This window comes from Streptomyces sp. NPDC048290 (genome assembly GCF_040652095.1).
Lineage (GTDB): Bacteria > Actinomycetota > Actinomycetes > Streptomycetales > Streptomycetaceae > Streptomyces.
On the sequence record NZ_JBEZLM010000005.1, the window covers coordinates 1 to 12,633 of the forward strand.

Genomic DNA, 12,633 nt, shown 5'->3' on the forward strand with positions numbered 1-12,633 from the left:
TTGGTGTAGACGTCGCAATCCACACCGAACCCGGAAGGCCCTCACCTGTTCAAGATCCCTCAGCCGAGACCTGCGTCACCCGTCCACAACCTCCCAGGGCAATACAACTAGGAGCCGCCTCCGCCGGACGCCCGTCCAGGAGCCGCCCCAGCGGACGCGCGCCCCAGGAGGCGCCTTCGCCACAAGCCGCTACGAGGCTCCTGAGGACCCTCCCTCGGAACGCCCCCCAAAGGCTCGCCCGCTCAGGACCCGCCCCCGAAACGCCCGCCCGCGCGGCCCCCGCCCCGCGCACCCCGCACACCACACACCCCCACCCCCGGCTACGCCACGAACGTCCGGGGCGACTCCCCGGTCCCCACTCCCCCGCTCTCCACCAGCCGCGCCGCCGCCGCCAGCCGCGTCGCCGCCTCGTCCGCCACCGCGCCGCTCACCGTGAACGGCAGCCGTACGAACCCTTCGAACGCGCCGTCGACCCCGAAGCGCGGGCCGGACGGGACACGGACGCCGACCCGCTCGCCCACCTCCGCGAGCCGCGACCCGGACAGGCCCCCCGCGCGGACCCAGAGCGTGAGACCGCCCTGGGGGACCTCGAAGTGCCAGCCGGGCAGTTCCCGCCGTACCGCCGCGACCAGCGCGTCCCGGTTCTCCCGGGCCTGGGCGCGGCGCAGGGCGACGGCCTGTTCCCAGCCACCCGTGTTGAACAGCCAGTTCACCGCGAGCTGCTCCACCACGGGGGTCCCTAGATCCGCGTAGGCCCGAGCGGCGACCAGGCTGCGGATGATGTCCGGCGCTGCCCGCACCCATCCGATCCGCATGCCCGCCCAGAACGCCTTGCTGGCCGAGCCCACCGTGATCACGGTCGAGCCCGCCGGGTCGAAGCCGCACACCGGACGCGGCATGACCACGTCGTCGTCGAGCCACAGCTCGCTCATCGTCTCGTCGGCCACCAGGACCGTCCCCGCCGACCGCGCGGCCTCCACCAGCCGCCGCCGCTGGTCGTCACCGGCCAGCGCCCCGGTCGGATTGTGGAAGTCGGCCACCACATAGGCCAGCCGGGGCGCCGCCTCGCGCAGCACCTGGCGCCAGCGGTCCATGTCCCACCCGGAGAGCCCCTCGGCCATCGCGACGGGAACCAGCCGCGCGCCCCCCTCCCGCATCAGCTGGAGGATGTTGGCGTACGACGGCGACTCGACCGCGATCCGCTCCCCGCGCCCGGCGAAGAGATGGCAGATGGCGTCGATGGCGCCCATCGCGCCGGTGGTCACCATGATCTGCTCGGGCATGGTCGGGATGCCCCGCGCGGAGTACCGCTCGGCGATCATCGCCCGCAGCGCGGGCAGCCCGGCCGGATAGTCGCCGTGGGTGTGCGCGTACGGCGGAAGGTCCTCCAGGGCCCCCTGGACGGCCCGGGTGAGCCATGGCTCCGGGGCGGGCAGCGCCGCGCACCCCAGATCGATCATCGAGCCCAGGGCCTCCGGCGGGAGGGGTTCCAGGCCCCGCGCGGGCAACGGATTGCCCGCCGGTACGGAGGTCCAGCTGCCCGCGCCCCGGCGGGACTCCAGGAACCCCTCGGTACGCAGCGCCTCATAGGCCGCCGCGACCGTCGTACGGCTCACCGACAGGGCGAGCGCCAGTTCCCGCTCGGCGGGCAGCCGGGCGGCCACCGGGACCCGGCCCTCCAGCACCAGCAGCCGGACGCCGTCGGCGAGCGCCCGATAGGCGGGCGGGCGGCGGCTGCCGGGGCCCGCGGGGCGGTCCTGCTGGGAATGGAGCAGCCGGGCCAGCTGCGCCGGCCCCACCGCGGAGGTCCACTGCGGCATGTCGACCAGTCCACCTTCCTCGAATTGGCCATGGTTGACGTTTCTCTCCAAGCCACACAGTGTCATGAGGCAGTCCACAACCACCACACCAGGGGGGAATCCGTTGTCCATACCGCCGTCCGGGCCGCCAACCGGGTCTCCGACCGGACCGCCGGCCCGGTCTCTGTCGGGACCTGAGTCCGAGCCGACCGGACCACGACACGGACCATCAGCCGGGCCCCCTCCAGAGCCCCGCCCCCCTAGTGCCCGCCACCGCCCCCTCCGCGACCCCGCCCGTCGCCTGCTCCAGCTCTACGCGGGCCTCGCCCTCTACGGCGCCAGCTCCGCGCTCCTCGTGGAGGCCGGTCTCGGCCTCGAACCCTGGAACGTGCTGCACCAGGGCCTCGCCGAGCTGACCGGCGCGTCCATCGGCGTCGTCTCGATCGCCGTCGGGGCACTGGTCCTGCTGCTGTGGATTCCGCTGCGCCAGCGCCCCGGCCTCGGAACCGTCTCCAATGTCGTGGTCGTCGGCCTCGCCCTGGACGCCACCCTGGCCCTGCTCCCCGCCGTCCACGCGCTCGGCGCGCGGATACCCCTGATGCTGGCCGGGATCGTGCTGAACGGGGCCGCGACCGGCCTCTACATCGCCGCCCGGTTCGGCGCGGGTCCGCGCGACGGGCTGATGACCGGGCTGCACCACCGCACCGGGCGCTCGATCCGGCTCATGCGGACCGCGGTGGAGGTCGCGGTGGTCGCCACCGGCTTCGTGCTCGGCGGCACCATCGGCGTCGGCACCCTGCTCTACGCGGTGTCGATCGGCCCGCTCGCCCAGCTTTTCCTGCGGATGTTCGCCGTCCCCGCGGCACCGACGGGCAGCGCGGTCGTTGCCGAGGGGTCACCAGGGCGGGCGATACTGCGACGGTGAGCACCACGACCCGTCATCCGTATCTCGACCACCCCGGCCCGATCCCGTTCGCCCACCGGGGCGGCGCGGCGGACGGGCTGGAGAACACCGTGGCGCAGTTCCGGCGCGCGGTGGAGCGCGGCTACCGGTACATCGAGACCGACGTCCATCTCACCCGGGACGGCCGTCTGGTCGCCTTCCACGACGCCACCCTGGACCGGGTCACCGACGGCGCGGGCCGGATCGCGGACCTGCCCTGGGACGACGTACGGCAGGCGCGGGTCGGCGGCAAGGAGCCCGTCCCGCTGTTCGAGGAACTGCTGGAGACGTTCCCCGGGGTCCGCTGGAACGTGGACGTGAAGGCGGAGCCCGCCCTGCGCCCGCTGCTGGAACTGCTGGAGCGGGCCGACTGCTGGGACCGGGTGTGCGTCGGCTCCTTCTCCGAGGCCCGGGTGGTCCGCGCCCAGCGGCTCGCGGGCCCGCGCCTGGCCACCTCGTACGGCACCCGGGGCGTGCTCGGGCTGCGGCTGCGCTCCTGGGGCGTGCCCCTGGCGCCGCGCTCCTCGGCCGTCGCCGCGCAGGTCCCGGAGTCGCAGTCGGGCATCCCGGTGGTCGACCGGCGCTTCGTGCGGACCGCCCACGCGCGCAGGCTTCAGGTACATGTGTGGACGATCAACGACCCGGATCGTATGCACCGCCTCCTGGACCTGGGCGTCGATGGCATCATGACCGATCACATCGACACGCTGCGCGCGGTCCTGGAGGACCGGGGCGTCTGGGCCTGACGGCCCCCGCCGGGCACGGCGGTCACCGCGGAGCACGGGAGAGGCGAGGCCACGGGTGGGGATCGAGACCGCGCGCGACCAGCCGGCCGACGAGGCCGAGCGACAGCGCGAACAGCGCGGCTGGTACATGTACGACTGGGCGTGCTCGGTCTACTCGACCAGTGTGCTCACCGTGTTCCTGGGGCCGTACCTGACGTCGGTGGCGGAGGAGGCCGCGGACGCGGACGGGTTCGTGCACCCGCTGGGAATCCCGGTCCGCGCGGGCTCGTTCTTCGCCTACTCGGTGTCCCTGTCGGTGATCGTGGCGGTGCTGCTGATGCCGCTGGTCGGCTCCCTCGCCGACCGTACGGGGCACAAGAAGCGGCTTCTGGGGATCGCCGCGTATGTGGGGGCCGGCGCCACGGCGGCGATGTTCTTCCTCGACGGCGACCGCTATCTGCTCGGCGGGCTGCTGCTGATCACCGCCAACGCCGCGCAGTCCGTCGCGATGATGCTCTACAACTCCTATCTGCCGCAGATCGCCCGTCCCGAGGAGCGCGACGCCGTCTCCTCGCGTGGCTGGGCCCTCGGCTACGCCTCCGGGGCGCTGGTCCTGGTCCTCAATCTGGTGCTCTATCTGCGCCATGACGACTTCGGCCTCACCGAGTCCACCGCGGTACGGATCTGTCTGGCCTCGGCGGGGCTGTGGTGGGGCGCCTTCGCGCTGGTGCCGCTGCGACGGCTGCGCGACCGGCGGCTCCCGGCCGGGGAGGCTCCCGCGCGGAGCGGCCTGCGGCAGCTGGCGGCGACGGTCCGGCACATGCGCCGCCATCCCCTCACCCTGGCCTTCCTGCTCGCCTATCTCGTCTACAACGACGGCATCCAGACGGTGATCACCCAGGCGTCGGTCTACGGCTCCGAGGAACTGGGCCTCGCGCAGTCCACGCTGATCGTGGCGGTGCTCCTGGTGCAGGTGCTGGCGGTGGCGGGCGCCCTGGCGCTGGGGCGGCTCGCCGACCGTTACGGCGCCAAGCGCACCATCCTCGGCTCGCTGATCGCCTGGACGGTGACCCTCGCGGCGGGTTACTTCCTCCCGGCCGAGGAGCCGGTGTGGTTCTTCGCGCTCGCCGCGGCCATCGGACTGGTCCTCGGCGGCAGCCAGGCCCTGTCCCGCTCCCTGTTCTCGCATCTGGTGCCGCCGGGCAAGGAAGCCGAGTACTTCTCCGCGTACGAGCTGAGCGACCGGGGAATGAGCTGGCTGGGGCCTCTGCTGTTCGGTCTGACCTACCAGCTGACCGGCAGCTACCGGGACGCCATCATCTCCCTGGTGGCGTTCTTCGTCCTGGGCTTCGCGCTGCTGGCGCGGGTGCCGGTGCGGCGGGCGATCGCGGACGCGGGCAATCCCGTCCCCGAACGGATTTAGCACTCGGGGCGAAAGGGCTGTAGTGTACGCGTTTGGCCTGCCAGGCGTACCGTTACTGCGCGTCAAAGATGACAAAACGCTGGGTGACATCTCCTAGCACATGTGACAAACCGGGCGCCGGTGGGTACGACATTGGTCAGCAAGGCTGCGGCTACGACGGCGACGCAGGAACCCGGAACGTGACACGGAACGGGAATCTTTACCGCCGACCGGACGTTGACCGGATGACGACGACAGCGACACCCTGTCCTGTGGGCGACAAGCCCGGGAGGCACGATTCATGAGTGAGCGAGCTCTTCGCGGCACGCGCCTCGTGGTGACCAGCTACGAGACGGACCGCGGTATCGACCTGGCCCCGCGCCAGGCCGTGGAGTACGCATGCGAGAAGGGGCATCGATTCGAGATGCCCTTCTCGGTCGAGGCGGAGATCCCGCCGGAGTGGGAGTGCAAGGTCTGCGGTGCGCAGGCACTCCTGGTGGACGGCGACGGCCCGGAGGAGAAGAAGGCCAAGCCCGCGCGTACACACTGGGACATGCTGATGGAGCGGCGTACCCGCGAGGAACTCGAAGAGGTCCTTGAGGAGCGGCTGGCCGTGCTGCGCTCGGGGGCGATGAATATCGCGATCCACCCCCGGGACAGCAGGAAGTCCGCCTAGCGGGAGGCCGGACGACCGGATTACACACACGACCGCGGGCGCCGTACGCACCATCCGTACGGCGCCCGCGGTCGTGTCCGTATGCGCCCGCGCGCGTGGGGCCTGCTCAATGAGCGGCGCAATGAGGCGGGCCCCGGCGCGAGTGCCGGTCAGCGGTTCAGCGGCGGGCGCGGATGCCCGGTGCTGTCCGTGGAGGTGTCCGCGGGGTCGTCCCGGATGACCTCACCCTGCACGACCTTGCCGTCGGGGCGGTGAATGCGGGTCTGCTGGAAGGCGTCGCCGAGACTGCCGGGAGCGGCCTTGCGCAGCCGCCGCTCGAAGGTGCGCTCCGCGTACCGGCTGACAACCTTCTGCACCGCCGGGATCAGCAGCAGCAGCCCGAACGCGTCCGAGATCAGACCGGGGATCATCAGCAGCAGACCGCCGAGCATCAGCAGCCCGTTGCCCCCGCCGCCGGTGGGCGCGGTGCCACGCTGCATCGCCTCGTTGAGCGTCTGGAAGGCGCGTCGGCCGGCCAGCCGGATGACCACCGCGCCGGCCACGATCCCGGCCAGCAGGACGAGGAAGACGGTGAACCCGCCCGCGCTGCTCGCGACCACGGTCAGCAGCCAGATCTCCAGCACCACCCAGGCGGCGATGCCCAGCGGCAGGAAGGTGCGCAGCCGGGAGCGCCGCGGCCGGGCGGGGGTCGGAGGGGTCGGTGCGCCAGTCGTCATGACTCCAGTGTGCCTGGGCCCGGCTCAGTGCGGGATAAGCCCGATGTCAGCGGAGCCTGTGCGCGGGGACGACCAGAAGCGGGGGACACGGATCGGATGATCAGGAACGGTCGGCTCAGCACCGCATGAACAGGAGCGGACGCCACAGACCAGATGACCAGCACCGGTCAGCCCAGCACCACACGACCAGGAACGGACACCACGGACCAGGCGACCAGGAACGGTCAGCGCAACACCGTACGGCCAGGAACGGACACCACGGGTCAGACGACCAGAACCCGTCAACCCAAGATCGGACGATCAGGACCGGTCAGCTCGGGATCGGATGATCAGGACCGGCAAGTGGAAGGCACCAGACGATCAGAACCCGTCGACCGGCACCACGGGACCCGGCGACGGTCTCAGGACTTCTCGGGCCCCTCAGACCCCTCGGGTCCCTCGGGTCCCTGCGATGGCGGAGGCGGTGATGACGGCCGGTCCTGGCGTCCGATGATCTTCCCGGCCCGCTCCCCCACCCCCCACGTGGTGACCCGCCACAGCGCCTCGACCAGAATGTCCCGGCTCATCTTGGAATCGCCCAGCTCGCGTTCCACGAAGGTGATGGGGACCTCGACCACGTGGTAGCCGGCCTTGACGGCGCGGCGGGCCAGGTCGACCTGGAAGCAGTAGCCCTGCGAGGCCACGTCGGCGAGGCCGAGCCCCTCCAGCGTCTCCCGGCGGAAGGCGCGGTAGCCGCCGGTGACATCGCGGATCGGGACGTCCAGCAGGACCCGGGAGTAGAGGCTGCCGCCGCGCGAGATCAGCTCACGGGTGCGCGGCCAGTTCACCACCCGCCCGCCGGGCACCCAGCGCGAGCCGAGCACCAGGTCGGCGCCCTTGAGGGCGGTGAGCAGACGGGGCAGTTCCTCGGGCTGGTGGGAGCCGTCCGCGTCCATCTCGATCAGGACGCCGAAGTCCCGCTCCAGACCCCAGCGGAACCCGGCGAGATAGGCGGCGCCGAGCCCTTCCTTGCCTTTGCGGTGCAGTACGTGGACCCGGTCGTCGTCGACGGCCAGTTCGTCGGCGAGCTTGCCCGTGCCGTCGGGACTGTTGTCGTCGGCCACCAGGACGTGCGCCTCGGGGACCGCCTCGCGCACCCGGCGGACGATGGACTTGACGTTCTCCGCCTCGTTGAAGGTCGGGATGATCACCAGGGCCGTGCCGAGCGGACCGAAACGCCCGCTCCTGACCGGTGTGACCGGTACCCCGTCACCGTCGTTCACTGCTGCCCCTTCGAGTCCGTCCGCAGGCGTCCACCATAGTGGGCCCGGCCTGCGATGACGTGACAGCACGTTGGTATGCCCGGCGCGAATCGACAAGACCCGGACACAAGCACCGCAGACGCACCGGAGGCGCCCCGGACCCGTACCGGACACGGGGACCGCACCTGTGCGCCGGACCCGAGGAACCGGACATACGCACCGGCCACGAGAGCACCGACCGCCGAGCCCGCACATGTGCGGCGCCCTACTCCGGATCACCGCGCAAGCTGCGGATGGGGGCCCGGCGCCCTTCGGGCCGACCTGGGACCCGCTGGCTGCGGATCGACCGAAAGCCGTTGTCTACTGAGCGCCCAGGGCCCCATCCGGGTCACACCTGCCGACCGGCCGGAACGTTCCCTCGCCGTGGCGCCGCACTGAGCCTGGCTCCCGTGGTCGGTGCCCCGGCCGGTGCACCGTCCCTGACCCAGTGGCGCGGCGACGAGTGCGCGGACGTTCCCCGGTCGGGCGTCCGGTGGTGGACTCGGCCGAACCTACCGGCCCCGGGGAGCCGGATGTCAACACCGGTCGCGACCTGCGGGTCCGTACCGATTCCGGCGCCGGGCCCAAGGGACACGCAGGTCGCGCGACGGGACGGCGGGCGGGGAGCGCCGCCGCGCCGCCCCGGGAGATCACTCGCCCGGCCGTACGAACACCGTCCGTCCGCCGATCACGGTGCGCAGACAGACCGGCAGTTCGGTGCCGGGGGTCAGATCGGGCAGCCCGGGGGTGCCGGAGCGGGGGTCGGTGGACCAGCGGGCGACCCGGTCGTCGGGGGCCTGCACGATCAGGTCGCCGGTGCGCCAGACGGCGTAGTCGGCGGGCGCGCCCGGCACCAGCGTCCCGGCGTCGTCGCGGCCGATCGCCCGCCAGCCGCCCCGGGTGTGCGCCGTGAAGGCGGCGCGTACGGAGATGCGGTGCTCCGGCGTGCGGTGGAAGGCGGCGGCGCGGACCGTGCCCCAGGGGTCGACGGGGGTCACCGGGCTGTCGGAGCCGAGGGCGAGCGGGACACCGGCGCGCAGCAGGGCGGCGAAGGGGTTGAGGGCGCGGGCGCGTCCGGCGCCGAGGCGGCGGGCGTACATGCCGTCCTCGCCGCCCCACAAGGCGTCGAAGGCGGGCTGCACGGAGGCGGTCAGGCCCAGGTCGGCGAAGGCGGCGATGGTGTCCGCGGTGAGCAGTTCGGCGTGTTCGACGCGGTGCCGGGCGGCCCGCACCCGGGCGAGTCCGACCTTCTCGGCGGCGGCGCGAACGCCCTCGACCACGGCGCTGACGGCGGCGTCGCCGATCGCGTGGAAGCCCGCCTGGAGTCCGGCCTCGGTGCAGGCGGCGACATGTGCGGCCACCGCCCCGGCGTCCAGGTAGGCGATCCCGGTGTGCGGGGCGTCGGCGTAGGGGGCGTGCAGACAGGCGGTGTGCGACCCGAGGGCGCCGTCCACGAAGAGGTCCCCGGCGGCGCCGTGCGCGCCCAGCGCGCGGGCCTTGTCGACATCCTGCTCGGCCCAGTAGCCGACCACGCGCGGACCGGGCTCCTCGGCGGCCAGCCGGAGCAGCCCCGTGAAGTCGTCCTCGCCGGAGATGTCCGGCCCGCCGCACTCGTGCAGCGAGCCGACGCCTAGGGAGGCAGCATGCGCCAGCGCGGCGCGCTGCGCCTCGGTGCGCTGCGCCGGGGTCACGGCGGCGAGCGCGGCGGCGCGCACGGTGTGGTGGTGGTCGGCGGTCAGCGGGGCGTCCTCGCGCGGTACGTCCCCGGCGACCAGGTCCAGCAGCGCGGTGGTGACCACCGCCGAGTGCACGTCGATCCGGCTGAGGTACAGCGGGCGCCCGCCGGTCGCCGCGTCCAGTTCGGCCCGGGTCGGCGGACGCCCGTCCGGCCAGCGCGCGGCGTCCCATCCGTGCCCGAGCAGCACTCGGTCGCCGGGTCGCGCGGCGGCGAACTCGCGGACGAGCGCCAGGGCCGCGTCCAGTGTGGGCGCGCCGGTCAGGTCGAGGCCGGTGAGGGCGAGACCGGTGGCCGTGGTGTGGACATGGGCGTCGGTGAACGCCGGGGTGACCAGGGCGCCGTCGAGGTCGATCACCTCGTCCACGCCGTCCGCGAAGGCGTCGGCGGCGCCTTCGGAGCCGACCCAGGCGATGGCGCCGTGCTCGACGACCATCGCGGTGGCGAAGGGGTCGGCGGGGCTGTGGACCTCGCCGCGGCGGAGTAGGACCGTGCGTGCACTCATGCCGGACAGTTTCTCGTGCCACGGGACGGGCGACGCCGCTGGGGCCCGGGACGACGCGCGGGTCAGGGGCCAGGTGGGTGTGCGGGCGGGTCGGGGGCAGACGACTCGGTCGGCGAGTCGGGGAGCCAGACGGCTCGGCCCGTGGGCCGGCGGACCACCGACCCTGCCCGCAAGTCCAGGGAGCCAGACGACTCGACCCGTGGGCCACCGGACCACCACCCTGCCCGCAAGCCGGGGGCCAGACGACCCCGCATGCAAGTCCAGGCAGCCAGACGACCCCGCCCGCAAGCCCGGGGAGCCAGACGACTCGACCCGTGGGCCACCGCACCACCGACCCCGCCCGCAAGTCCAGGGAGAGACCACGCGACCACCAACGGCTCAGAGGGCCCGATGACCGCCCCCGGCCCAAAGCGTCCAGTGACGCCCCGCGCCCCAGATGGCGGCGCCCCCAGGTCAGATCTTCGGCGGCCGAGCCTCATACGGCGTCGACAGAACCACCGTCGTACGCGTCGACACCCCCGCCAGCGAGCGCAGCCGCGCGAGGAGTTCCTCCAGTTCGTGCGGGGTGGCCACCCGTACCTTGAGGATGTAGTTCTCGTCCCCCGCCACGCTGTGGCAGGCCTCGATCTCGGGGACCCCGGCGAGCCGGTCGGCGATGTCGTCGGGGGCGCTGGGGTCGAACGGTTTCACCGAGATGAACGCCGTCATGGGCAGTCCGACGGCCTCGGGGTCGACCACGGCGGCGTAGCCGCGGATGACGCCACGCTGTTCGAGCCGGCGCACCCGCTGGTGCACGGCCGACGTGGAAAGGCCCGTGGCCTTGCCCAGGTCTGTGTAGCTCATCCGCCCGTCCTTGACGAGCAGCTGCACGATATGACGGTCCAGCTCCTCCATGGCGCAAGAACCTACAGTGCCCGTGATCTCCACGGATAGCTCAGAGGCACAGGTCATACCCCGTTCGTGATGTGCGCGGGCGTGGCTCCCGGGCCACCCGGGGGTCGTCCGGCCGTCGTTTTCACGGCATCGGGCATCTGCGGGCGGCATGTGACGAACGCCACAAGGCTTGAGGACGCTTCGTGATGCTCTCGTGATTACCCCGAAGAGCGGACGGGAAGTGCTTGCTGTGGTCGAGGCCGCAGCGCCTTCACGGCCCAGCCCGAGGGGGAGAACCCAATGCAGAGTCTTAAGCGCCCTGGTCGCACCGCATCCAAGCGACCTCAGCCGGTCCTGGAACTCGCGCCGGAGGGCGTCGATACCGACGCTCTCGACGCCGACGACCTCGACACGTACGACACCTTCGAGATGTACCGGGTGATCTGCCCGGACTGCGCGCAGCCCATCGCCCTGCTGGCGGACGAGGAGTTCCTCCCGGAGCACGCGCTGTGTGTCTCGCCGTGGAACCCGTTCGGTCTCACGGTCTGCGCCGGGACCGGCCGCCGCGCCGCCGACGCCCGCTCCACCGATGAGACCGACCAGACCGACGGCTCCACCGAGCCCCAGGAGCAGGGCACCGCGCTGCTGCTGACGCTCCCTCAGGGTCTGGACTGGCGGACCCAGCCCTTCTCCCACGTGGGCGGTCCGGGCTCGCGCCCGATGCGCGTCCCCGTGATGCGCCGCCACGCCGCCTGAGGCCCCGCGCGGCCGTTCAGCCCCCGTAGCCGCCCTCCACCATGGCCCGCAGGGTGCCGTGGTGCAGGATCAGCGTGTCGGGGTCCGCGGGAACGGCCACCTCCCCGAAGTACGCCTGCCGGTAGGCCACGCGCAGCATCACGATCGCGTGCCGCAGACAGGCGTACAGGAGGTAGAAGTCCATGGCGCGCGGGGTGTGGCCGGTGAGTCGGGCGTAGCGGCGCTCCACCCGGTCGCGGCGCAGGAGGTCCGGGAGGCCGGGCTGTCCGGACGCGGTCGTCAGGTCCTGGAAGAAGCGGTGCAGGTAGATGGTCCAGCCGAGGTCGACCTCGCGCGGGGCGGGTGCCGCCATCTCCCAGTCCAGTACGGCGGCGGGGCGGAACCCGTCGTACACGATGTTGCCGATGCGGGCGTCGCCCCAGCTGAGCACGGGTGGGCCGGGGTCCTCGGGCCACAGGTCGGCCAGTCGGTCGAAGGCGGCCTCGATCAGCGGTGAGCGGGCGAGTCCGGCCACCACCCAGGTGTAGTAGGCGCGTTGGGCGGCGACATGGCGGCGCAGGGCGTCCCCGGGTCCGGGCAGCGCCAGGAAGCCCGTCTCCTCGTACGGCACCTGGTCGTGCAGCCGGGCCAGCACTCCGACGGTCGCGGCCTCCAGTTCCTCCCGCTGGCCGTCGGTCGCCGCGTACAGCCAGTTGCCCGGGTAGGTGTACGGCATGACGTCGGGCGGGACCTGGCCGGTGACGCGCTCCATCACGAAGAAGGGCGCGCCGAGGGGTTCGGGGTCCTCCTCCAGCCACAGCGGGCGCGGCACGGGTACGTCGCTGTGCTGGGCGACCAGCCGCAGTGTGCGGTACTGGCGGGCCATGTCGTACACCGGGAAGACCGTGTACGCCGTCGGGTCGGCGGCGAGCCGCAGCGCGCAGGCGCGCACGGGCGGGTCAGGGTGGTCGACGGTGAACAGCAGGGTCTCGCTGGACATGCCGTTGGCCGCGGGCGCGGACACGTCGACCGCGCGGGCGCCGGGCAGCCGGGCGTCCAGCCAGCCGGTGAGCCGCCGTGCGATCTCACCAAGGTCGCGGGTGCTGGTACGGGGGCGGGGTGCGGTACCCATGAAGATCCCCTCTCTCAGGGAGCGGAGCGGTCTCAGGGAGCGGCTCTCAGGACACGCCTCTCAAGGCACGGCTCTCAGGACACGCTTCTTAGGGCACGGCCCTCAAGCCACG

At 72.6% G+C, this 12,633-nt stretch carries 11 protein-coding genes; 5 read left to right on the forward strand and 6 right to left on the reverse strand.

What is annotated here, in order from left to right:
* Positions 1–320 precede the first annotated feature (320 nt).
* Positions 321–1,820, reverse strand: a complete 1,500-nt coding sequence (locus AB0D49_RS09445) for a PLP-dependent aminotransferase family protein (RefSeq protein ID WP_362753469.1) — start codon at positions 1,818–1,820, stop codon at positions 321–323.
* 280 nt (positions 1,821–2,100) lie between these two features.
* On the opposite strand from AB0D49_RS09445, the gene AB0D49_RS09450 reads away from it, so the two are divergent.
* The 4 genes from AB0D49_RS09450 to AB0D49_RS09465 all read left to right on the forward strand — a co-directional run bounded on the left by AB0D49_RS09450 (position 2,101) and on the right by AB0D49_RS09465 (position 5,545).
* Positions 2,101–2,724 (forward strand): hypothetical protein, encoded by a 624-nt coding sequence (locus AB0D49_RS09450; protein ID WP_362754540.1) that lies wholly within the window; start codon positions 2,101–2,103, stop codon positions 2,722–2,724.
* Positions 2,721–3,488, forward strand: coding sequence for a glycerophosphodiester phosphodiesterase (locus AB0D49_RS09455; RefSeq protein ID WP_362753472.1), 768 nt, complete (start codon positions 2,721–2,723; stop codon positions 3,486–3,488). The genes AB0D49_RS09450 and AB0D49_RS09455 overlap by 4 nt, the downstream gene beginning before the upstream one ends.
* 55 nt (positions 3,489–3,543) lie before the next feature.
* Complete coding sequence (locus AB0D49_RS09460) at positions 3,544–4,890, forward strand: MFS transporter (protein WP_362753475.1); 1,347 nt, start codon at positions 3,544–3,546, stop codon at positions 4,888–4,890.
* Between the two features lie 280 nt (positions 4,891–5,170).
* Positions 5,171–5,545 (forward strand): RNA polymerase-binding protein RbpA, encoded by a 375-nt coding sequence (locus AB0D49_RS09465; RefSeq protein WP_010046329.1) that lies wholly within the window; start codon positions 5,171–5,173, stop codon positions 5,543–5,545.
* Positions 5,546–5,694: 149 nt separating this feature from the next.
* Here the strand turns inward: AB0D49_RS09465 and fxsA are convergent, their stop codons facing one another.
* The 4 genes from fxsA to AB0D49_RS09485 form a co-directional block, all read right to left on the reverse strand.
* Complete coding sequence (gene fxsA / locus AB0D49_RS09470) at positions 5,695–6,261, reverse strand: FxsA family membrane protein (RefSeq protein ID WP_362753478.1); 567 nt, start codon at positions 6,259–6,261, stop codon at positions 5,695–5,697.
* 401 nt (positions 6,262–6,662) lie between these two features.
* Positions 6,663–7,523, reverse strand: a complete 861-nt coding sequence (locus AB0D49_RS09475; RefSeq protein ID WP_362753481.1) for a polyprenol monophosphomannose synthase — start codon at positions 7,521–7,523, stop codon at positions 6,663–6,665.
* Between the two features lie 668 nt (positions 7,524–8,191).
* Positions 8,192–9,781, reverse strand: coding sequence for an amidohydrolase (locus AB0D49_RS09480; RefSeq protein ID WP_362753484.1), 1,590 nt, complete (start codon positions 9,779–9,781; stop codon positions 8,192–8,194).
* A gap of 453 nt (positions 9,782–10,234) precedes the next feature.
* Positions 10,235–10,675, reverse strand: a complete 441-nt coding sequence (locus AB0D49_RS09485; protein WP_355733233.1) for an Lrp/AsnC family transcriptional regulator — start codon at positions 10,673–10,675, stop codon at positions 10,235–10,237.
* Between the two features lie 279 nt (positions 10,676–10,954).
* Between AB0D49_RS09485 and AB0D49_RS09490 the strand changes: the two genes are divergently transcribed.
* Positions 10,955–11,410, forward strand: a complete 456-nt coding sequence (locus AB0D49_RS09490) for a hypothetical protein (RefSeq protein ID WP_362753488.1) — start codon at positions 10,955–10,957, stop codon at positions 11,408–11,410.
* A gap of 16 nt (positions 11,411–11,426) precedes the next feature.
* Here the strand turns inward: AB0D49_RS09490 and AB0D49_RS09495 are convergent, their stop codons facing one another.
* A complete protein-coding gene (locus tag AB0D49_RS09495) occupies positions 11,427–12,521 on the reverse strand; it encodes a phosphotransferase family protein (RefSeq protein WP_362753491.1) in 1,095 nt (364 codons plus the stop codon).
* Positions 12,522–12,633: the final 112 nt, after the last annotated feature.